The sequence below is a fragment of the Geodermatophilus sp. SYSU D00700 genome, from assembly GCF_054050255.1.
The window spans coordinates 24,815-45,891 of the sequence record NZ_JBJGZA010000015.1 but is presented as its reverse complement, the minus strand read 5'-3'; the positions used below and the strand labels follow the sequence as shown (position 1 = coordinate 45,891).

General features: G+C 77.0%; 19 protein-coding genes. 13 read left to right on the top strand and 6 right to left on the bottom strand.

Going from position 1 to position 21,077, the window contains the following annotated elements; all coding sequences use genetic code 11:
• The first annotated feature begins 168 nt into the window (after nucleotides 1-168).
• The 3 genes from ACI79V_RS13040 (at nucleotide 169) to ACI79V_RS13030 (ending at nucleotide 4,833) form a co-directional block, all read left to right on the top strand.
• Nucleotides 169-1,098 carry a diacylglycerol kinase family protein gene (locus ACI79V_RS13040; protein ID WP_456889870.1) on the top strand — a complete coding sequence of 310 codons (930 nt, stop codon included), beginning with the start codon at nucleotides 169-171 and terminating at the stop codon, nucleotides 1,096-1,098.
• Between the two features lie 163 nt (nucleotides 1,099-1,261).
• A complete protein-coding gene (locus ACI79V_RS13035; protein WP_456889868.1) occupies nucleotides 1,262-4,108 on the top strand; it encodes a DEAD/DEAH box helicase in 2,847 nt (948 codons plus the stop codon).
• A 128-nt stretch (nucleotides 4,109-4,236) separates the two neighbouring features.
• Nucleotides 4,237-4,833: a DUF4333 domain-containing protein gene (locus ACI79V_RS13030; RefSeq protein WP_456889865.1), complete on the top strand. Its 597-nt coding sequence runs from the start codon at nucleotides 4,237-4,239 to the stop codon at nucleotides 4,831-4,833.
• Between the two features lie 84 nt (nucleotides 4,834-4,917).
• Here ACI79V_RS13030 and ACI79V_RS13025 read toward each other — a convergent pair whose 3' ends face one another.
• Nucleotides 4,918-5,835, bottom strand: a complete 918-nt coding sequence (locus ACI79V_RS13025; protein ID WP_456889957.1) for a 5'-3' exonuclease — start codon at nucleotides 5,833-5,835, stop codon at nucleotides 4,918-4,920.
• A 77-nt stretch (nucleotides 5,836-5,912) separates the two neighbouring features.
• On the opposite strand from ACI79V_RS13025, the gene ACI79V_RS13020 reads away from it, so the two are divergent.
• From ACI79V_RS13020 to ACI79V_RS13005, 4 genes are all read left to right on the top strand, one after another.
• Complete coding sequence (locus tag ACI79V_RS13020; protein WP_456889863.1) at nucleotides 5,913-7,052, top strand: M24 family metallopeptidase; 1,140 nt, start codon at nucleotides 5,913-5,915, stop codon at nucleotides 7,050-7,052.
• On the top strand, nucleotides 7,027-7,512 hold the full coding sequence (locus ACI79V_RS13015) for an Lrp/AsnC family transcriptional regulator (protein ID WP_456873256.1): 486 nt from the start codon (nucleotides 7,027-7,029) through the stop codon (nucleotides 7,510-7,512). The genes ACI79V_RS13020 and ACI79V_RS13015 overlap by 26 nt, the downstream gene beginning before the upstream one ends.
• A 14-nt stretch (nucleotides 7,513-7,526) precedes the next feature.
• Entirely contained in the window at nucleotides 7,527-8,405 is an 879-nt protein-coding gene (locus ACI79V_RS13010) for a DMT family transporter (RefSeq protein WP_456889860.1), read from the top strand.
• 145 nt (nucleotides 8,406-8,550) lie between these two features.
• Nucleotides 8,551-9,681, top strand: a complete 1,131-nt coding sequence (locus ACI79V_RS13005; RefSeq protein ID WP_456889857.1) for an Rv2578c family radical SAM protein — start codon at nucleotides 8,551-8,553, stop codon at nucleotides 9,679-9,681.
• Nucleotides 9,682-9,709: 28 nt separating this feature from the next.
• On the opposite strand, the gene ACI79V_RS13000 is transcribed toward ACI79V_RS13005, so the two are convergent.
• A complete protein-coding gene (locus tag ACI79V_RS13000; protein WP_456889855.1) occupies nucleotides 9,710-10,573 on the bottom strand; it encodes a hypothetical protein in 864 nt (287 codons plus the stop codon).
• Between the two features lie 262 nt (nucleotides 10,574-10,835).
• Between ACI79V_RS13000 and ACI79V_RS12995 the strand changes: the two genes are divergently transcribed.
• Both ACI79V_RS12995 and ACI79V_RS12990 read left to right on the top strand, forming a co-directional pair.
• Entirely contained in the window at nucleotides 10,836-11,975 is a 1,140-nt protein-coding gene (locus ACI79V_RS12995) for a carboxylate-amine ligase (protein ID WP_456889853.1), read from the top strand.
• Nucleotides 11,976-12,012: 37 nt separating this feature from the next.
• On the top strand, nucleotides 12,013-12,894 hold the full coding sequence (locus tag ACI79V_RS12990) for a lysophospholipid acyltransferase family protein (protein WP_456889851.1): 882 nt from the start codon (nucleotides 12,013-12,015) through the stop codon (nucleotides 12,892-12,894).
• Between the two features lie 13 nt (nucleotides 12,895-12,907).
• On the opposite strand, the gene ACI79V_RS12985 is transcribed toward ACI79V_RS12990, so the two are convergent.
• The gene (locus ACI79V_RS12985; RefSeq protein WP_456889849.1) at nucleotides 12,908-13,435 is read right to left on the bottom strand and encodes a GNAT family N-acetyltransferase; all 528 of its coding nucleotides are present in this window, start codon (nucleotides 13,433-13,435) and stop codon (nucleotides 12,908-12,910) included.
• A 117-nt stretch (nucleotides 13,436-13,552) separates the two neighbouring features.
• Here ACI79V_RS12985 and ACI79V_RS12980 point away from each other — a divergent pair, with 117 nt between their 5' ends.
• From ACI79V_RS12980 to ACI79V_RS12965, 4 genes are all read left to right on the top strand, one after another.
• Nucleotides 13,553-15,070 carry an amidohydrolase gene (locus ACI79V_RS12980; RefSeq protein ID WP_456889847.1) on the top strand — a complete coding sequence of 506 codons (1,518 nt, stop codon included), beginning with the start codon at nucleotides 13,553-13,555 and terminating at the stop codon, nucleotides 15,068-15,070.
• Between the two features lie 188 nt (nucleotides 15,071-15,258).
• On the top strand, nucleotides 15,259-16,893 hold the full coding sequence (gene lnt, locus ACI79V_RS12975; protein ID WP_456889845.1) for an apolipoprotein N-acyltransferase: 1,635 nt from the start codon (nucleotides 15,259-15,261) through the stop codon (nucleotides 16,891-16,893).
• Complete coding sequence (locus ACI79V_RS12970) at nucleotides 16,890-17,681, top strand: polyprenol monophosphomannose synthase (RefSeq protein ID WP_456873246.1); 792 nt, start codon at nucleotides 16,890-16,892, stop codon at nucleotides 17,679-17,681. The genes lnt and ACI79V_RS12970 overlap by 4 nt, the downstream gene beginning before the upstream one ends.
• 64 nt (nucleotides 17,682-17,745) lie before the next feature.
• A complete protein-coding gene (locus tag ACI79V_RS12965; RefSeq protein ID WP_456889843.1) occupies nucleotides 17,746-18,273 on the top strand; it encodes an FxsA family protein in 528 nt (175 codons plus the stop codon).
• 183 nt (nucleotides 18,274-18,456) lie between these two features.
• On the opposite strand, the gene ACI79V_RS12960 is transcribed toward ACI79V_RS12965, so the two are convergent.
• The 3 genes from ACI79V_RS12960 to ACI79V_RS12950 form a co-directional block, all read right to left on the bottom strand.
• Nucleotides 18,457-18,801, bottom strand: coding sequence for an RNA polymerase-binding protein RbpA (locus ACI79V_RS12960; RefSeq protein ID WP_456873244.1), 345 nt, complete (start codon nucleotides 18,799-18,801; stop codon nucleotides 18,457-18,459).
• Nucleotides 18,802-19,002: 201 nt separating this feature from the next.
• On the bottom strand, nucleotides 19,003-19,728 hold the full coding sequence (locus tag ACI79V_RS12955; RefSeq protein ID WP_456873243.1) for a thymidine kinase: 726 nt from the start codon (nucleotides 19,726-19,728) through the stop codon (nucleotides 19,003-19,005).
• Nucleotides 19,725-21,074 (bottom strand): MFS transporter, encoded by a 1,350-nt coding sequence (locus ACI79V_RS12950; RefSeq protein WP_456889841.1) that lies wholly within the window; start codon nucleotides 21,072-21,074, stop codon nucleotides 19,725-19,727. Before ACI79V_RS12950 ends, ACI79V_RS12955 begins: the two co-directional genes overlap by 4 nt.
• Nucleotides 21,075-21,077: the final 3 nt, after the last annotated feature.

The window sequence follows — 21,077 nt, the reverse complement described above, 5'->3', positions numbered from 1 at the left end:
CACCCGGTCCGCGGGGAAGTCGGTCGGTGAGGTCTTGATCGAGATCGGTCGGGCGGCGACATCATGCACCCGCACCGGTCGGGTGTCCCAGTGCCCGCGGCGGCTGGAGCTGCGAAGATGCACGAACGTGTCACGGGAGAGCCCGGCTCCGACCGGCGGGGAGGCACGGTGGACACCGGCGCGGGGACCAGGATCGACGTCGCCGTCCTCGTCAGCCCCGCCGCCGGGCGGGGCCGGGCCCGGCTGGTCTCCGGCGCGGTCCTCGACGCGCTGACCCGCGGCGGGCTGGCCCCGCGGGTGCTCGACGCGTCCACCCGGGCCGCCGCCGAGCGGGCCGCCGCCGGGGCCGTGGCGGCGGGCACCGGGGCGGTGGTGGCCGTCGGCGGGGACGGCGCCGCGCACGCCGCGCTGCAGGCGGTCGCGGGCACCGGCACGCCGCTGGCGGTCGTCCCGGCCGGCACCGGCAACGACCTGGCGCTGGCGCTGGGCGTGCCGCCCGAGCCGGTGGCCGCCGCCACCGCGGCCGCCGCCGACCTGCGCGGGGGAGAGGTGCGCCCGGTCGACGCCGGCCGGGCCGGGGGCCGCTGGTGGGCCACGGTGCTGTGCTGCGGGTTCGACTCCGCGGTCACCGACCGGGCCGGCCGGCTGCGCTGGCCGCGCGGCCCGCGCCGCTACGACGTCGCGATCCTCGCCGAGCTGGCCCGGCTGCGGCCCCGCGAGGTGGTGCTGACCCTGGACGGGGCGGCGCGGACGGTGCCGGTCACGCTGGTCGCCGTCGGCAACACCGCCTGGTACGGCGGCGGCATGCGGGTGTGCCCGGCCGCCGACCCCGCCGACGGGCTGCTCGACGTCACCGTGGTGGGTCCGGTGTCGCGGCGGGAGCTGGTGCGGACCCGGCCGCAGCTCACCGCCGGCACGCACGTCGAGCACCCGGCGGTCACCGTGCACCGCGCGGCCCGGGTGGAGCTGGCCGGGACCGGGATCACCGCCTGGGCCGACGGGGAGCCGGTGGCGGCGCTGCCGGTGGTCGCCAAGGCGGTGCCCGGCGCGTTGCGCGTGCTGGGCAGCGGCCGTGGGGGCGGCGCCACGATCAGGTGACCTGATCGTGGCGGGTCCTCCCGCACGGTGCGCGCTGAGGGAGGACGCGCTGCGGTGAGGGAGGACGCCGGTCCGCCGCGCCGACGTCCGTCCGTTATCCCCAACTGTCGAGCACAGTCGGCCGACGCGGCGTCCCGCCGGGCGAGCGCCTAACGTGGAGCACATGTCCAGCCCCGCCGAGCGGTACGCGGCTGCCCGGCGGCGCAGCGCGCACCCGACCCTGGCCGACTTCACCGCCGGGCTCGGGTTCTCCCTCGACCCGTTCCAGGTGGAGGCCTGCGAGGCGCTCGACGAGGGCGCCGGGGTGCTGGTGTGCGCCCCCACCGGGGCCGGCAAGACCGTCGTCGGCGAGTTCGCGGTGCACAAGGCGCTCGCGGAGGGCCGCAAGGCGTTCTACACGACGCCGATCAAGGCGCTGTCCAACCAGAAGTACAACGACCTGGTCGACCGCTACGGCGCCGACCGGGTCGGCCTGCTCACCGGCGACAACGCCGTCAACGGCGACGCGCCCGTGGTGGTGATGACCACCGAGGTGCTGCGCAACATGCTCTACGCGGAGTCCCCGGCCGTCGACGGCCTCGGCTACGTGGTCATGGACGAGGTGCACTACCTCGCCGACCGCTTCCGTGGCGCGGTGTGGGAGGAGGTGATCATCCACCTCCCGCAGTCGGTGACGCTGGTGTCGCTGTCGGCGACGGTGAGCAACGCGGAGGAGTTCGCCGACTGGCTGGTCACCGTGCGCGGGCACACCCGGGTCGTCGTCAGCGAGGTGCGGCCGATCCCGCTGTGGCAGCACATGCTCGTCGGCAACCGGGTGTTCGACCTGTTCAGCCTGCGGCCGGCCGCGCACGCCGCCGAGCAGGGCGGGGACCCGCGCCAGCAGTCCACCCGGGAGCGCGGTGCCAGCGTCGTCGACCCCGAGCTGGTGCGCTATGTGCGCGAGTACGAGCGGCGGCTGGACACCTGGGGCGGCGGCAACGGCGGCGGCCGCCGCGACCGCGACTGGCACCGGCCGCGCTACCGGCCGCCGGCCCGGCCGGAGGTGGTCGAGCGGCTCGACCGGGCCGGGCTGCTGCCGGCGATCACCTTCATCTTCAGCCGCAACGGCTGTGACGCCGCCGTCGCCCAGTGCCTGCAGTCCGGGCTGCGGCTGACCGACGAGGCCGAGCGCGCCGAGATCGCCCGCATCGTCGACGAGCGCACCGCCGGCCTGCCCGAGGAGGACCTGCACGTCCTGGGCTTCTGGGAGTGGCGCGAGGGGCTGCTGGCCGGGATCGCCGCCCACCACGCCGGGCTGGTGCCGGCGTTCAAGGAGACCGTCGAGGAGTGCTTCGTGCGCGGCCTGGTCAAGGCCGTGTTCGCCACCGAGACCCTCGCGCTGGGCATCAACATGCCCGCCCGCACGGTGGTGCTCGAGCGGCTGGTCAAGTGGAACGGCGAGGCGCACGTCGACGTCACGCCGGGGGAGTACACCCAGCTGACCGGGCGGGCCGGGCGGCGCGGCATCGACGTCGAGGGGCACGCGGTCGTCGTCTGGGCGCCGGGCATGGACCCCTCGGTGGTCGCCGGGCTGGCCAGCACCCGCACCTATCCGCTGCGGTCGAGCTTCCGGCCCAGCTACAACATGGCGGTCAACCTGGTCGGCTCGTTCGGCCGGGCCCGCGCCCGGGAGCTGCTGGCCTCCTCCTTCGCCCAGTTCCAGGCCGACCGCTCGGTGGTGGGGCTGGCCCGGCAGGCCGCGCGGTCCGAGCGCGACGCCGAGCGGTTCGCCGCGGAGATGGCCACCGAGGGCGGGGACGTGCTCGCCTACGCCCGGCTGCGCCGCGAGATCGCCGACCGGGAGCGGGAGCTGTCCCGCGACTCGGCGGCCAAGCGCCGGATGGAGGCCGCCGACGCGCTGGCCGCGCTGCGCCCCGGCGACGTCATCCGGGTGCCCTCGGGCCGCCGGCAGGGCCTGGCCGTCGTGCTGGACCCGGGGATCACCGACCTGGCCGACCCCCGGCCGCTGGTGCTCACCGAGGACAAGTGGGCCGGCCGGCTGGGCAGCGTGGACTTCCCGACGCCGGTCACCGCGCTGGCCCGGGTGCGGGTGCCGCGGAACTTCAACCACCGCAGCCCGCACGCCCGCCGCGACCTGGCCTCCACGCTGCGCACCGCCCGCCTGGAGAACGACCTGGGCGCCCGGCGGGTCAAGCACCGCTCGGCCGCCGCCGACGACCCGGTGCTGGCCGACCTGCGCCGGGCGGTGCGCAACCACCCGGTGCACGCCCTGCCCGACCGGGAGGAGCGGGTCCGCTTCGCCGAGCGGTACCTGCGGGCGGTCGCCGACGCCGAGGCCACGCACCGCAGGATGGCCGAGCGCACCGGCTCGCTGACCCGGCAGTTCGACCGCACCTGCGACGTCCTCGAGGAGCTGGGCTACCTGGTGCCCGAGCCGGCGCCGCTGGTGCCGGTCGACAGCGACGAGGTCGCGGCGGTCGACGACGTCCCGCGGGTCACCGAGGAGGGCCGCCGGCTGGCCCGCATCTGGTCGGAGGGCGACCTGCTCGTCGCCGAGTGCCTGCGCGCCGGCGCCTGGCGCGGCCTGGGCCCCGCCGAGCTCGCCGCCGCCGTGTCCACGCTGGTGTTCGAGGCACGCCGGGAGACCCCGGGGCAGCCGGCCGTGCCGGGCGGGGCGGTGGCCGCCGCGATCGGCGAGATGCGCCGGATCCGCTCGCGGCTGCAGGACGTCGAGCTCGACCGCGGCCTGCCGGCCACCCGGGACCTGGACCTGGGGTTCGCGTGGGCGGCGTACCGGTGGGCCGACGGGCAGACCCTCGACCGGGTGCTCGCCGGCGCCGAGCAGGCCGGCACGGAGCTCTCCGGCGGCGACTTCGTCCGGTGGGCGCGCCAGCTGGTCGACGTGCTCGACCAGCTGGCGAAGGTGGCCGACGAGGCGGTGGCGGGGGTGGCGCGGGCCGCGGTGGGCCGGATCCGGCGCGGCGTGGTGGCGGTCGCCGTCAGCGGCTGACCCGGGCGGGCCGGGCCGCGGCGCGCGGCGGCCGTGCGGGCCGTCCGGTGGTGCACAATCGCCCCGCTCTTGTGACGCAGTGTCATGGGAGGACCCGGATGGGTCGACGGGAACGAGCAGGAGCGACGATGACCAACCCCCCGCAGGGTGGCCAGCCGGGGCAGTACGGGCAGCCGGGGCAGTACGGCCAGCAGCCGGGACAGCCGGGCCGGTACGGGCAACCCGGGCAGTACGGCCAGCCGGGAGGGCAGTACGGGCAGCCGGGAGGGCAGTACGGGCAGCCGGGAGGGCAGTACGGGCAGCCGGGAGGGCAGTACGGGCAGCCCGGCCAGTACGCGCAGCCCCAGTACGGCCAGCAGCCCGGGCAGTACGGGCAGCCGGGGGGCTACGGGCAGCCGGGCTTCGGCCAGCAGCCGAAGAAGTCGCGGACCGGGCTGATCCTGGGCCTGGTGGCGCTCGCCGTCGTCGTCATCGCCGCGGCCGTCGTGCTGCCGCTGGTGCTGGGCCGGAACGTCCTCGACGGCGGCCGTGCCGAGCGCGACATCGCCGAGCAGTTCAGCGAGACCTTCGGCGTGGGCATCGAGGTCAGCTGCGAGCAGGAGATGGTGGTGGAGAATGGCGCCACCTACGAGTGCTCGGGCACCACCGAGGACGACGAGGACGTGACGATCCGCGTCGCGATCACCGACGAGGACTCCGCGGCCTACACCTGGGACGTCGCCTGAGGGACGTCGCCTGAGGGACGTCGCCTGAGGGACGTCGCCCGGGCGGACCCCTCCCGGCCTGACCGGCCCCGCCGGCCGGCGTCCTCAGTCGAGGACGCCGGCCGGCCAGCCCAGCGCGGCGCCCAGCCGCCCCAGCGACGAGCGCAGTCCGTGCGCCTCGGCCAGCCCGGCCAGCGCCGCGGCGTCGGCCGGCCGGCGGGGCAACGTCCCCTCGACCGCCGGCAGGTCGATGTGGCGGGCCACGGCCACCACCACCGGCGCGGCGTCGAGGTACTCCGCGCCGGCGTGCAGCCGCTTGAGGACCGCTCCGGTCAGCGGCGCGCTCGGCACCACCGTCCGGGCCGCGGCCGCGCGGATGCCGGCCAGGTCGCCGAACTCGCTGACCAGCGCCGCGGCCGTCTTCGCGCCGATGCCGGCCACCCCGGGCAGCCCGTCGCTGGGGTCGCCGCGCAGCACCGCGAAGTCGGCGTAGGCGCGCCCGGGGATGCCGTACTTGGCGGTCACCGCGGCCTCGTCGACGACCTCGATGTCGGTGATGCCGCGCGCGGTGTAGAGCACCCGGATGCCGCGGGCGTCGTCGACGAGCTGGAACAGGTCCCGGTCGCCGGTGACGACGTCGACCGCCCCGCGGGCGCGGGTGGCCAGCGTGCCGATGACGTCGTCGGCCTCGTAGCCCGCCGCCCCGACGCGGGCGATGCCGGCCGCGGCCAGGACGTCGACGAGCACCGGCACCTGCGGGCCGAGCTCGTCGGGGGTCTCCTCGCCGCCGTCGGGGGAGAGCCGGTGTGCCTTGTACGACGGCAGCGCCGCGACCCGGAACGCCGGCCGCCAGTCGTCGTCCCAGCAGGCCACCAGCCGGTCGGGGGCGTGCGCGGTGAGCAGCCGGGCGGTCATGTCCAGGAAGCCGCGGACGGCGTTGACCGGCCGGCCGTCGGGCGCGGTCACGCTGGTCGGGACGCCGTAGAACGCCCGGAAGTAGAGGCTGGCGGCGTCGAGCAGCATCGTGGTCACGGGCGGGGACGGTAACGGCCGGGGAAACCGGCGGGGGAGCGGTCGGTGCCCGGGGTTAGTGTCCGGGCGTGGCAGACAGCACGGGGGCCCTCGTCAGCACCGACCGCGTGTACGCCGCGCGCGCCGTGGCCGCGGAGGTCGGCGCGGACGTCCTGGTCCTCACCCCGGGGTCGGACCTGCGCTACCTGTGCGGCTACCACGCGCACGCGATGGAGCGGCTAACCGCGCTGGTCGTGCCGTGCCGCGGTGAGCCGCTGCTGGTGGTGCCGCGGCTGGAGGCCCCGATGGTCGACGCCAGCCCGGCCGGCGCGCTGGGCCTGGACCTGGTCGCCTGGGACGAGACCGACGACCCGTTCGCCGTCGTCGCCCGCGAGGTGACCGCCCGGCTGGGCAGCGCACCCACCCGGGTCGCCGTCGGCGCCCGCACCTGGGCCGAGCACGCCCTCGGGGTGCACCGCGCGCTGCCCGGCTCGGTGCTGGAGCTGGCGACGCCGGTGCTCGACCGGCTGCGCATGGTCAAGACGCCGGCCGAGGTCGAGGAGCTGGCCGCCGCCGGCGCGGCGATCGACCGGGTGCACGCGCGGATGGCCGAGTGGCTGCGGGTGGGCCGCACCGAGGCCGAGGTGGGCGCCGACATCGCCGCGGCGATCCTCGCCGAGGGGCACGTGGGCGTGGACTTCACCATCGTCGGCTCCGGGCCCAACGGCGCCAGCCCGCACCACGAGCTCTCCGACCGGGTGGTGCAGGCCGGCGACGTCGTCGTCGTCGACATCGGCGGGGAGACGGCCACCGGCTACCGCTCGGACTGCACCCGCACCTACGTCGTCGGCGCGGCGCCCCCGGCCGAGGTCGCCGAGTGGTACGGCGTGCTGCAGGACGCGCAGGAGGCAACCGTGGCCGCCGTCCGGCCCGGCGTGACCGCCGAGCAGGTCGACGCCGTCGCCCGCGACCGGATCACCGCGGCCGGGTGGGGCGAGCACTTCATCCACCGCACCGGGCACGGCATCGGGCTGGACACCCACGAGGCGCCCTACATCGTGGCGGGCAACGACCTGCCGCTGGAGGCGGGCATGGCCTTCTCCGTCGAGCCGGGCATCTACCTCGCCGGCCGCGCCGGCGCCCGCATCGAGGACATCGTCGTCTGCACCGACGAGGGCGTGCGCGTCCTCAACCGGGGCCCCCGTGCGCTCGGCGTCCTCCCCGGCTGAGCCGGGCGGGGAGCACCCCGCCGCGCCCGACGTCGACCGGGCGCTGCTGGCCGCGCTGGCCCGCGACGGGCGGGCGAGCTACACCGAGCTAGCCGAACGGGTCGGGCTGTCGGTGTCGGCGGTCCACCAGCGGGTGCGCCGGCTCGAGCAGCGCGGGCTGATCACCGGCTACCGCGCCGCGGTCGACGCCCGCCGGGTCGGGCTGGGGTTGACCGCCTTCGTGTCGATCACGCCGCTGGACCAGGCGCGGGCCGACGACGCCCCGGGGAAGCTGGTGCACCTGGACGCGATCGAGGCCTGCTACTCGGTGGCCGGGGTGGAGAGCTACCTGCTCAAGGTGCGGGTGGCCTCGCCGGAGGCGCTCGAGGCCCTGCTGCGCGAGATCCGGACGACGGCCAACGTGAGCACCCGGACCACCGTGGTCCTGTCGACCTTCTACGAGGACCGCCCTCCCGTCTGAGTCCGGAGGACCGGGTGTCCGATCTCGGCGTGGCCCGCGGGGTCGGCGAGCACCTGCCCGGCACGCTGCTCGCCCTGGTCGCCGCGCTGCTGTTCGGGCTGGGCTCGGTGCTGCAGCACGAGGCGGCCGCCCGGGCCGCGGCCGGCGGGCGGCTGCGCCTGCGGGCGCTGGTCCGGCAGCGCACCTGGGTGCTGGGCCAGGCGGCCACCACGAGCGGCACCGGGGCCCAGGTCGCCGCGCTCGCGCTGGCCCCGGTGGCGCTGGTGCAGCCGCTGCTCGCGGGCCAGCTGGTGGCCGCCCTCGGGGTGCGCGCGGAGCGCACGCGGCGGTCCCCGTCCGGGAGGGAGTGGCTGGGCGCCCTGCTCACCGTGGGCGGGCTGGCGGTGTTCGTCGTGGCGGCCCGCCCGGGCCGCGCGGTGGCCGGCGGGCCGCCGCCCGCGTGGACCTCGGTGGCCGCCGTCGTGGTGGTCACGCTGGCCGTCGCGCTCACCGCCCGGCTCGGCCCGGGCCGGGGCGCCGCGCTGGCCTGCGGCGTCACCGGCGGCCTGGCCGCCGGCGTGGCCGCGGTGCTGGTCTCGGCGGCGCTCGGCGTGCTGTCGGCCGACGGGCCGGCCGCCGCGCTCCTCCGGCCCGAGCCGTGGGGCGCCGTCGTGGCGTCGGTGGTCTCCCAGCTGGGCGCCCAGCAGGCCTACGGGCGCGGGTCGCTGAGCTGGTCGCTGCCCGCGCTGGTGGTGTTCGACCCGCTGGCCGCGGTGCCGGCGGCACGGCTGCTGCTGGGGGAGCACCTCGAGCCCGGTCACGCGACGGTGTGGGGTCCGGCCGGGCTGCTGGCCGTCGTCGGGGTCGTCCTGCTCACCCGCGGCGGCGGATCCCAGGCGGACGACGTGAGGTGAGTCGGCCGTCGGCCTGCTCGACGCCGTCGTGCCCTTGACCGTTATCCCTAATTCAGAATCGGCAAGAAGCCGACGACACGACCCAACAGCGAAAGTGACACGGCGTCGACTGGACATCCGATCGAACGTGTGTTCGCATGCCGGGGTGCGCTGGGACGGGCAACGGCTGGACGCCGACGACGGGACGCTGCTCCCGGGCATGCCCAGCGCCCGTGGGCTGCTGCGCAGCGTGCAGGTGCCCGAGTTCCCGGGTGTGACGCTGCACGAGGTGCTGTCCCGGTCGGCGCTGAACAAGGTCCCCGAGGGCTCGCGGATGCCGTTCGCCTACACGATCAACCCGTACCGGGGCTGCCTCCACCGGTGCATCTACTGCTATGCCCGCTCGTCGCACGAGTGGCTGGAGCTCGACAGCGGCCACGACTTCGACACCCAGATCGTGGTCAAGACCAACCTGGTCGAGGTGCTGCGGCGGGAGCTGGCCCGGCCGTCGTGGCGCCGCGAGCACGTGGCGCTGGGCACCAACACCGACCCCTACCAGCGCGCCGAGGGCCGCTACCGGCTCATGCCCGGCGTCATCCGGGCGCTGGCCGACTCGGGCACGCCGTTCTCGATCCTCACCAAGGGGACGCTGGCCCGCCGCGACCTCCCGTTGCTGGCCGGCGCCGCCCGCGACGTGCCGGTGGGCTTCGGGGTGTCGCTGGGCATCTGGGACGACGAGCTGCACGCCTCCCTCGAGCCGGGCGTGCCCTCGCCGCGGGCCCGGCTCGACCTGGTCCGCGCGGTCATCGACGCCGGCCTGCCGTGCGGGGTCTTCCTGGCGCCGGTGCTGCCGGGCCTCACCGACCGGCTCGCCGACCTCGACGCCGCCCTGGAGGCGATCGCGGCCGCCGGCGCCACCGGGGTCACCGTCGTGCCGCTGCACCTGCGCCCGGGCGCCCGGGAGTGGTTCTCCGCCTGGCTGGCGCGCGAGCACCCGGCGCTGGTGCCGCGGTACCGGCAGCTCTACCGGGGTGGGGCCTACGTACCGCCGGAGTACCGCTCGTGGCTGGCCGAGCGGATCGCGCCGCTGCTGCGCCGGCACGGCCTCGACCGCCACACGGGCGGACAGGCGCGGGAGGGCCAGCCGCCGTCGGGGGTGCCCGGCGACGACGAGGCCTCGTTCCCGGCCGGGAGCCTGCCGCCGCCGCGGGACGACCGGCCGGTGACCGGCCGCCGGGGGAGGACCCGCCCCGCGGCCCGCGACGAGGCCGTCCCCGGGCAGCTGGCCCTGCTCTGACGGGCGGTCCGGCGGGGGAGGGGAGGGGTCAGCGGCCCGCTGGGGCGGGCGCGCCGGCCCCGCGGTTGGCCCGCGCGGCGCGCTCGGCGCGGACCGCGCCCCGGGGGGCGACGGGCTCGGCGCCGGCCGCCAGCGCCAGCCGGCGGTAGGAGTCGTAGGACAGCGTCTCGTAGACCGCCGCCAGCGCCTCGGCCTGCTGCCTGCGCCGCCCGGCGGTGGTGCCCCGCAGGTGCAGCGCGGTGCGGACGGCGTGCTTGGTGAAGGTCACCTGCAGCGCCTGGCTGGACAGCCGCCCGCCGACCTCCGAGGTGAAGCCCGGCCCGCGGCGCAGTGCCGGCAGTACCCACGGGCTGGCCGCCAGCGCCGGGAACCGGTTGCGGACGGTCTCCCAGGCGTGCCACGCGGTCAGCGCCCCCGGGACCGCCCACTCGCCGTCGTCGGTCCGCACCAGCAGCCGCCGGCTCGTGGGGTGGACCTGGTCGCGGCGCAGGTCGCGGAAGGTGCCCACCGGCGCCGGCCAGTGCAGCGCGATCGCGCACCACACCACCGTGCGCAGGTGCTCGGGCTGCTCGCCCCGTACCTCGGTCAGCGGCCGGAGGTCGAGCGTGCGGGGATCGGGCTCGGGAGTGGGCGGCGTGGGCAGGGGGACCCCGCCGTAGCGGGCGACCTTGCTGTACAGCGTGACCGTGGCCGGTTTCCAGCCGCGCGCCGCGGCGACGTCGTCCATGCCGCCGGTGGCGAGCTCCTCGGGCCCGAGGCCGAGTTCCAGTGCGGCGTCGACGAGCCGGCGCCACTGCACCGCGTAGCCCTCGGGCGGCTCCAGCCGGGCCCACTCGCGCGCCGCGGGCACCGACGGCATCTCCGGCAGCGGCCCCTGCCACGTCTTGCTCACCCCGCCATCCTATCCGTTATCCCCAACAAGACAACAACTAAGCCACAGACAAGGCCACAAACTCACACCGAGGACGACGGGAAAAGGGCGCTCGCGGTCAGCGAGCTGGTCGAGCAGGCCCGCCCCGCCACCGCCGGAGGTGCCGCGGGCATCGAGCACGCACGAGGTCCTCCTGGAGTCGGGGCCGCGGATCCCCATCACGGCGGTGGCCCGCCTGGACGGTCGTCCTGCGCCGCGGGTGCCGCGCGCCCACGATGTCCCGGTGCGCACGGTGGGGGTCGAGGAGGAGCTGCTGGTCGTCGACCCGTCGGGGAGGCCGGTGCCGCGCGGGCCCGAGGCGTTGGCGGTGGCCTCCCGGCGGGGGGAGGGGGAGACCCCGGAGGAGCACGAGCGCGAGAACGACGCGGCCGACGACGGGGCGCGGGGCCACCTGGTGCCCGAGCTCAAGCAGCAGCAGCTGGAGCTGGGCACCCGGGTGTGCACGGGCCTGGACGAGGTCGACCGGGAGCTGCGCGCCTGGCGTGACCGGGCCGACGACGCCGCGCGGGCGGTCGGGGCGCGGGTGGCGGCGCTCGCCACCTCCCCGGTCGCCGTCGACCCGGCGCCCACGCCCGGGCAGCGCTACAGCGCGATGGAGGAGACCTTCGGCCTCATCGCCCGCGACCAGCTCACCTGCGGCTGCCACGTGCACGTCTCCGTGGCCGACGACGAGGAGGGCGTCGCCGTCCTCGACCGGATCCGGGTGTGGCTGCCGGTGCTCACCGCGCTGACCGCGAACTCCCCGTTCTGGCTCGGCGCCGACAGCGGCTACGCCAGCTACCGCTCGCAGGCCTGGAACCGCTGGCCCTCCGCGGGGGCCGCCGAGCCCTTCGGCGACGCCGCCGGCTACCACCGGGCCGTCGCCGACCTGGTGGCCACGGAGACGATCGTCGACGCCGGCCAGGTGTACTTCGACGCCCGGCTGTCGCTGACCTGGCCGACGGTCGAGGTGCGGGTGGCCGATGTCGCGCTGCGGGTGGAGGACGCGGTCACCCACGCCGGGCTGGTCCGCGCGCTGGTCGACACCGCGGCGGGGGAGTGGCGGGCGGGCCGGCCGGTGCCGCCGGTGCGGGCGGAGCTGCTGCGGGTCGCGGCGTGGCGGGCCGGCCGGTCGGGGACCACCGGGGACCTGGTGCACCCCCGCACCGGGCGGCCCGCGCCGGCCGCGGACGTCGTCGCGGCGCTGCTCGAGCACGTCGGGCCGGCCCTGGCGGCCGCCGGGGACCGGGAGCGGGTCGCCGACGGCGTCACCGCGGTCCTCGCCCGGGGCACCGGGGCGGACCTGCAGCGGCGGGTGCACCGGGAGACCGGGGACCTGGCCGCCGTCGTGCGCGCCGCCGTCGACCGGACGCTGGGGGCGTGACCAGGTGGCTCCCAGGCGACCGGGCTATCGTCCGGCCATGTACACCGCGAGCTGGCGGGACGTCGTCCGGCGCGACACCTTCGGGTCCCACCCCGACCGCCGGGACGCGCCCTACCGGCTGGTCGTCCGGGTGACGCTGGTGATCTTCCGGCTGCTGCGGCTGCGTTTCGACGTCCGCGGCTCCGAGCACGTGCCCACCGCGGGCGGGGCGGTGATCTGCAGCAACCACGTCAGCTACCTCGACTTCACCTTCCTGGGGCTGGCCGCGCTGCCCCGGCACCGGCTGGTGCGCTTCATGGCCAAGGCGTCGGTGTTCGGCCACTGGTTCGCCGGGCCGTTCATGCGGGCGATGCAGCACATCCCGGTCGACCGCACGGCCGGGGCGGCCGCCTTCGAGGCCGCCGTCCGGGCGCTCAAGGACGGCCAGCTGGTCGGGGTCTTCCCCGAGGCGACCATCAGCCAGAGCTTCACGGTCAAGGACCTCAAGGCCGGCGCGGCCCGGATGGCCATCGACGCGGGCGTGCCGATCATCCCGGCCGCGGTGTGGGGCGGGCACCGGGTGGCCACCAAGAAGCGGCCGGTCGACCTGACCCGCGGCCGGGCGGTGACCGTGCTGCTCGGCGAGCCGCTCGTCCCCGAGCCGGGGGAGACGCCCGTGGCGCTGCTGGCCCGCACCCGGGCGGCGATGGAGGCCCTGCTCGACGAGGCCCAGCGCACCTACCCCCAGCAGCCGGACGGCCCCGAGGACCGGTGGTGGCTGCCCGTCCACCTCGGCGGTACCGCGCCCACCCTGGCGGAGGCCGCGGCGCGCGACGTCGAGGACGCCGCCGGCAAGCGGGTGCGCACGCGGCGCCGGGCGCGGCTGCGGGCCCGGCTGACCGGCCGGCGCCGGCGCCGGCCCCCCGGCGCGGCGGCGTAACCCGGGGCCGGGGTCAGTCGACCACCGGCGGGGCCATCAGCCGGAACGCCTCCAGCTCCACGTCGTACCAGCGGCGCAGCCGGCCCAGCGGCTGCATGCCCAGCCGCCGGCAGACCGCCAGCGAGGCCTCGTTGCCGGGCCGCACGACGGCGTAGACCTCGGGCACCCCGGCGCCGAAGGCGCGCTCGACCACGGCCCGCGCGGCCTCGGTGGCGTAGCCGCGGCCCCAGCAGTCGGGGTGCAGGTGCCAGCCGACCTCCACCTCGCCGACGCCGTCGGGCAGCGGCTTGAGCAGCACGGTGCCGGCGACCAGGGGCGGCTGCCCGCGCACCTCGACCGCCCAGCAGCCGAAGCGGGAGTCGGCGCGGGTCACCTCGGCCCACCGGCCGACCAGTTCCACCGGTCCCACCGACGGGGTGCCGCCCAGCCAACGGGTGACCTCGGGGCGGGCGTAGATGTCGGTGAGCCGGGCCAGGTCGTCGCGGCAGGTGGTCCACGGGCGCAGCCGTAGCCGGGGGGTGAGCAGGTCCCCGTCCGGCACCGGTCCTGCCTACCGCCGCCGGACGGCCCCGGCCACCCGACGGAGGCAGCCGACGCCGCCAGCCGACGGCGCCACCCGGGCGCGGGGCCGCGGCGGGGCGCCGTCATGCTCGGCGCCATGACCGCCGCCGACCTGCTCGTCTCCGACGTCACCGTGGGCGATCGCCCCGGCCGGGCGGTGCACGTCGTCGACGGGCGGATCGCCTGGCTGGGCGCGACTGGGGAGGCGCCGCGGGCCGGCCGGGTGCTGGCCGGGCAAGGGGCGCTGCTGACCCCGGCGTTCGTCGACGCCCACGTGCACGCGACCGCGACCGGCCTGGCGCTCACCGGTCTCGACCTCCACTCGAGGTCGAGCCTCGCCGACGCGCTCGCCGCCGTCGCCGCGGCGGTGGCCGGCACGCCGCCGGGGATCCTGCTGGGCACCGGCTGGGACGAGACCGGCTGGCCGGAGGGCCGCGGCCTGACCCGCGCCGACCTCGACGCCGTCGTCGGCGACCGCCCGGCGTACCTGGCGCGGGTCGACGTGCACTCCGCGACGGTGTCGACCGCCCTGCTGGACCGGGTGCCCGGCATCGGCGACCTGCCCGGCTTCTCCGCCGACGGGCAGCTGCGCCTGGACGCCCACCACGCCGCCCGGCAGGCCGCCTACGGCGCGGTGACGGCGCCGCAGCGGGCCGCCGCGCAGGCCGCGACGCTGACCGAGGCCGCCCGGCTGGGCATCGGCAGCCTGCACGAGATGGCCGGGCCGGAGGTGTCCAGCGCCGAGGACCTGCGCGCGCTGCTCGCGCTGGCCACCGACCGGCCCGGACCGCGGGTGGTCGGCTACTGGGGCGAGCTCGCCGAGCGCGGCGGGCTCGAGGTGGTGCGCGAGCTCGGCCTGGCCGGCGCCGGCGGGGACCTGTTCTGCGACGGCGCCCTCGGCTCGCACACCGCGGCGCTGCGCCTTCCCTACCGGGACCGGCCCGCCACCGCCGGGGCGCTGCGCTTCGAGCCCGCGCAGCTGGTCGACCACGTGCGGGCCTGCACCGCGGCGGGCGTGCAGGCCGGCTTCCACGTCATCGGCGACGCCGCCGTCGACCAGGTGCTCGACGCCGTCGGCGCGGTGGTCGCCGAGCTCGGGCTGCCCGCCGTGCGCGCCTGCCGGCACCGGCTCGAGCACGTCGAGATGCCCGGTGCCGAGGCGATCGGGCGGATGCGGGACTGGGGGATGGTCGCCAGCGTGCAGCCCGCCTTCGACGCGGCCTGGGGCGGGGACGCCGGCATGTACGCCGAGCGCCTCGGCGTCGACCGGGCCCGGGCGACCAACCCGTTCGCCGACCTGGCCGACGCCGGGGTCGCGCTGGCGTTGGGCAGCGACGCACCGGTGACGCCGATGGACCCGTGGGGCGGCGTGCACGCCGCGGTCGACCACTCCACGCCCGGTGCGGGCCTGCGCCCCTTCGACGCCCTCGACGCGGCCACCCACGGCGGCTGGCACGCGGTCCGGGCCGAGACCCCGGCCGGGCCGCTCGCGGTCGGCGCCCCGGCCGACCTGGCCCTGTGGGCCACGGACACCGGGCTGTCGGCCGTGCTCGCCGAGCGCGCCCGGCCCGGCTGCACCGCCCTGGTGGTGGCCGGGGAGGTGCTGTCGCTGTAGCGGGTGACCCCCGGGGCTGCGGTGACCGCATCCGCGGGGGACGCCGCCGGTCGCGCGGCCGGTCCGGCCCGGCGGGATGGGATGCTGGTCGGCGGATCACGCCGTGGTCCGCGCCCGCGGCCGCCCGCGGGCGTCCAGCCGGGGCCCGGGCCGTGCGTCCGCGGCACGACGTCGCGGGGAGGTCAGCGGTGCCACCAGCAGCCCCGGCGGGCACGCTCGACGCCGGCGCCGCCGAGCGCCCCGGCCGTCCGTGCCGGGGACCGGCCCGGTGGGCGCTGCTCGGGCGCACGGTGCTGGCCGCGGTGGGCGGGGCGGCGATGCTGCTCGCCTTCCCCGGCTGGTCGCTGCTCCCGCTCGCGGTGCTCGGCCCCGCCGCGCTGGCCCTGGCCGTGCACGGGCAGCGGGCCCGGGTCGGCGCCTGGCTGGGCCTGGTCTGCGGGCTGGCCTTCTTCGTGCCGCTGCTGTCGTGGACCGGCATCTACGTCGGCGCGTTCCCCTGGCTTGCCCTGGCCGTCTCCCAGGCCCTCTTCCTGTCCGCCCTGGGCGCGGCGACCGCGGCGGTGTCCCGGCTGCGGCTGTGGCCGCTGTGGACCGCGGCGCTGTGGGTGGCCGACGAGGCGCTGCGCGGCCGCGTCCCGCTCGGCGGGTTCCCCTGGGGGCGGCTCGGCACCAGCCAGACCGACGGGCCGCTGCTGGCGCTGGCCGCCTACGGCGGGGTCCCGCTGGTCTCCTTCGCCGTGGCCCTGACCGGCACGCTGCTGGCCGCGGCGGTGCTCGCCCTGGCCCGCGCCCGGCGTCCCGGGGATCCCGGCCGGCGGGGGCCGGCGGTCCGCACGGCGGCCGCGGCGCTGGCCGGGATGGCCGCGGTGCCCCTGCTCGGCGCGGCCGCCTGGCTGCCCCTGCCCGGCCCCTCGCTGACCGCGGGCGGCCCCACGCGCACCGTCGCGGTCGTCCAGGGCGACGTCCCCGAGGCGGGCCTGGAGTTCAACGCCCGCCGACGGGCGGTGCTGGACAACCACGTGCAGCGCACCCTGGAGCTGGCCGACGCGGTCGCGGCCGGGGACGCCGCGCAGCCCGACCTGGTGGTCTGGCCGGAGAACAGCTCCGACATCGACCCCTACACCAACGCCGACGCCGCCGCGCAGATCAGCCGGGCCGCCGAGGCCGTCGACGCGCCGGTGCTGGTCGGCGCGGTGGTGCAGGGCCCGGGGGAGTACCTGTCCAACACCGGCATCGTGTGGGACCCCGAGACCGGGCCGGGCCAGACCTACGTCAAGCGGCACCCGGTGCCGCTGGCCGAGTACGTGCCCGCGCGGGCGTTCTTCCGCTTCTTCAGCGACAAGGTCGACCTGGTCCGCCGCGACTTCGTGCACGGCACCGAGGTCGGCGTCCTGGACATGGCCGGCGCGCGGGTCGGCGACGTCATCTGCTTCGAGGTGGTCTACGACTCCCTCGTCGCCGACACCGTGGAGGCCGGGGCGGGCATGCTCGTCGTGCAGACCAACAACGCCACCTTCGGCTACACCGACGAGAGCGAGCAGCAACTGGCCGCCAGCCGGCTGCGGGCCGTGGAGTTCGGCCGCACCGTCGTCGTGGCGGCCACCAGCGGCATCTCCGCGGTCGTGGCCCCCGACGGGATGCTGGTCCGCCGCTCGGAGCTGTTCACCCCCGCGGTGTTCGTCGAGGAGGTCGCCCAGCGCGACTCCACCACGGTCGCCCAGCGCCTCGGCGCCGCCCCCGAGTGGACACTGGCCGCCCTCGGCGCCGGCGCGCTGCTCGCCGTCGCCGTCCCCGCGCTGCGCGCCCGCCGGAGCGGCCGGTGAGCGCCCCGCGGGTGCTGGTGGTCATCCCCACCTACGACGAGGTGGAGAACCTCGAACCCGTCCTCGACCGGCTGCACGCCGCGGTGCCCACGGCACACGCGCTCGTGGTCGACGACGGCTCACCCGACGGCACCGGCGAGCTGGCCGAGAAGCTCGCCGCCCAGGACGGGCGGGTGCACGTGCTGCGGCGCACCGAGAAGTCCGGCCTGGGCCCGGCCTACGTCGCGGGGTTCCGCTGGGGCCGCGCGCACGGCTACGACGTGCTGGTCGAGATGGACGCCGACGGCTCCCACCACCCCGAGCAGCTGCCGCTGCTGCTGGCCGCCCTCGACGACGCCGACCTGGTGCTGGGCTCGCGGTGGGTGCCCGGTGGGCGGGTGGAGGACTGGCCACGCCGGCGGCTGCTGCTGTCGCGGGTGGGCAACCTCTACACCCGCTGGGCGCTGCGGCTGCCGCTGGCCGACGCCACCGGGGGGTTCCGCGCCGTCCGCGGGGAGCTGGTCGACCGGCTGCCCTTCGACGAGGTGGCCAGCCAGGGCTACTGCTTCCAGGTCGACTGGGCCTGGCGAGCGGTGCGAGCCGGCGCCCGGGTGGTGGAGGTGCCGATCACCTTCAGCGAACGCGAGTTCGGCCGGAGCAAGATGACCGCCTCGATCGTTGAAGAGGCGTTGGTGCGGGTCACGTGGTGGGGCCTGCAGGACCGGCTGGCCGACCGGCTGCCGGGCCGGGTCCCCCGCGCCGTGCCGGGACGGGTCCGCGACGGCGGGCGGTCCAGCGAGGTCCGGTAGGCGGACCCGGGCCGCCCGCGAGGCCGGACCGGGGAGAGCCGTGGGACAGGCCGGAGGACGAGCCGTGGGGCACCGGGTGGGACGCCGGGTGCGGGTGCTGGTGGGGCTGTGGGCCCTCGCCGAGGTCGCCGTGTTCGTGCTGGTGGCCGGCTGGATCGGGGTGGGTGCGACGGTGCTGGCCGCGCTGGCCACCACCGTGCTGGGCTGGGCGCTGCTGGCCCGGCAGGGCACGCGGGCGCTGCGCGAACTGGCCGAGCGCGCACGGGCGAACCGGCCGCCGGGCCGGGCCGCCTCCGACGCCGGCCTGGTCGCCGTCGGCGGGGCGCTGATGGTGCTGCCCGGCTTCCTCGGCGACGTCGTCGGGCTGCTGTGCCTGCTGCCGGTCACCCGGCCGCTGGTGCGGGCCGCGGTCGGCCGCGGGGTGGCGGCGCGGCTGGGACTGCGTCCCGCCGGCCCGGTGCGGGTGCGGAGCGCCCGGGTGCCCGGCGCGAGCTTCCCGCGCCCGGGCGGCCCGGTGCGGGTGATCGAGGGGGAGGTCGCCGGCGACCCGGTCGACGCGGAGCCGTCCGACACCGGCCGCCGGACGGTCTGACCGGCACCGGTCCCGCGCGCGGTCGTGGTCTGCTCCCAGGTGGGGGCAGAGCACGACTCCCGGGCCCGGAGGTGTGCTGCATCCAGCCATGCCCAGCCAGGACCGGCCAGGACCGGCCGCGGACGCGGAACGGCCCCGGTGGGGTGTCCCACCGGGGCCGTTCCGCGTCGTGCGGGGAGTGCGTCAGCTGGCGCGGGTCCGCCGGCCGCGCAGCACCTCGAGGCGCTCGGCCAGGACCTCCTCGAGGTCCTCGACGGAGCGGCGCTCCAGGAGCATGTCCCAGTGGGTCCGCGGCGGCTTGACCTTCTTGGGAGCCGGCTCGGCGCCGCCGACCAGCTTGGCCGCGGAGCCGTCGAACTTGCACTCCCAGGTGTCGGGCACCTCGGCGTCGTCGGCGAACGGCACGGTGAACTGGTGGCCCGAGGGGCACTTGTACTCGACGTACTGGCGCTCGATCGGAGCGGTGTTCCGCTCGGTCTCGTAGCTGACGCTGCCCAGTCGGCTGCCCCGCAGGGAACGCTCGCCCATGGCACACCGTCCTCTCGTGCTGGTGGTGTCGGTCAGGTGTCCTCGTCGCAGCAGGCAGTACCCACCGCGCGGGGAGTCAAGGAGACCAACGACGGATTTCGCGGATAGATTCCGCTGAGTCGGTTCCCCATCATCGCATGGAGTGGTATTGGGGGCGCGCATCGCCCCCCGGACGGGGGAGCGGCGCCGCTCGGGGAGGGGTCAGGGCAGCTCGAGCTGGCCGGGGCCGGCCGCCGTCGGGCCGAGCTGCCCGAGCACGTGGTGCCGCCGGCAGAGCACCTGGTAGTGCACCTCCGGGCCGGGCGTGGGGTCGGCCTCGGGCACCGGGGTGGGCGCGGTGTCGGCGACGACGACGGTGGCGCCCTCGCGCACCATCTGCCCGTCGACCACCCGGGCGTTGAGCAGCCCCGGCGCGCCGCACCAGCACAGCACCTCGACCTGGATCCGCTGCACGTCGTCGGCCACCTCCAGCAGCCGCTGGGTGCCGGGGAACAGCCGGGCGCGGAAGTCGGTGGTCAGCCCGAAGGCGTAGACGTCGACGTGCGAGGCGTCGACGAGTTCGGCGAGCTGGTCGACCTGCGCCGGGGTGAGGAACTGCGCCTCGTCGACGATCAGGTAGTCCACCCGCCGGCCCCCGGCCCACAGGCTGCGCACCAGCAGGATCAGGTCGGTGCCGGCGTCGACCTCCACGGCGTCGTGCGCCAGGCCGACCCGGGAGCTGATCTGCGGCCGCGCCGACCGGTCCCCCTGGGTCAGCAGCAGCCCCGAGCGGCCCTGCCGGCTCTGGTTGTGGTCGACCTGCAGCGCCAGCGTGGACTTGCCGCAGTCCATCGGGCCGTGGAAGAAGCGCAGGTGCGCCGGGGCGGGAGCGCGCCGGCGGTCCCCGGCGGCCGGGACCGACGCCGGCACGGCGGCCGGACCGCTCACAGCCGCTCGGGCGGGGTGTTGCCGGCGGCCACGACCGCCCGCCGCATCGGCAGGCGGGCCAGCAGCAGGAACCCGGCGACGAAGAACACCAGCAGGCTGATGATCGCGTACCGGTAGGAGCCGGTGAGCTGGTAGGTCAGGCCGAACAGCAGCGGCCCGAGCCAGCTGGTCCCGCGGTCGCTGATCTCGTAGAAGCTGTAGTACTCCGCCTCCCGGCCGGCCGGGATGAGGTGGCTGAACAGCGACCGGGACAGCGCCTGGGTGCCGCCCTGCACCAGCCCGATGACGGCCGCCAGCGCGTAGAACTGCGCGACCGCGCCCTCCTGCAGCCAGTACGCCGCCACCAGCACCGCCGTCCAGGCCACCAGGCAGCCCAGCACGGTGCGCTTGGCGCCGTAGCGGGCGGCCACCCGGCCCAGCCCGAGCGCGCCGAACACGGCGACCACCTGCACCATGAGGATCGCGCCGGTGAGCACCGACTGCGACAGCCCCAGCTCCTCGCTGGCGTAGGTGGCGCTCAGCGAGATCACCGTCTGCACGCCGTCGTTGAACAGCAGGTACGCGCCGAGGAACCACAGCGTCAGCGGGAACGCCCGCATCCCCTTCAGCGTCGCCCACAGCTGCCGGAACCCGCTGGTGGTGGTGCCGTGCCCGGCGCCCGGCGGGCGGTCGCGTAGCAGGGAGACGGTGACCAGCGTGAACAGCCCCCACCACAGGCCCGCCGTGGCCAGGCAGATGCGCACCGCCTCGCCCTCGGTGAGCCCCAGCGACCCCGCGCCCAGGAACAGCCCCAGGTGGACGGCGAGCAGCAGCGCCCCGCCGACGTAGCCGAAGGCCCAGCCGCGGCTGGAGACGGCGTCGCGCTCGTCGGGTGCGGCGAGGTCGGGCAGCCACGAGTAGTAGACGACCGTGGCCGCGCCGAAGGCGACGTTGGCCACGACGAACAGCGCCGCGCCCAGCAGGTAGCGCCCGTCGGCGACGAAGAACAGGCAGGTCGCGGCCACCGCGCCCAGGCCGGCCAGCCCGCCGAGCAGCTGCCGCTTGCGCCCGGTGCGGTCGGCGACCGCGCCGGTGAGCGGCAGCACGAGCACCTGCAGGATCACCGAGAACGACAGCACGTAGGAGAACCAGCTGCCCGGGGGGATCGACAGCCCCAGTAAGGGCAGCCGGCCGTCGGCGCCGGCGGCGTCCTCGGCCACGCTGGTCAGGTACGGGCCCAGGAAGACCGTGGTGACGCTGGTGTTGAACACCGACATCGCCCAGTCGTAGGAGTACCAGCCGAAGCGCTCGCGGCGCAGCGCGGGGTCGACGGGCCCGGGCGAGGCGTCGACGTCGGGAGCGGTCACCGG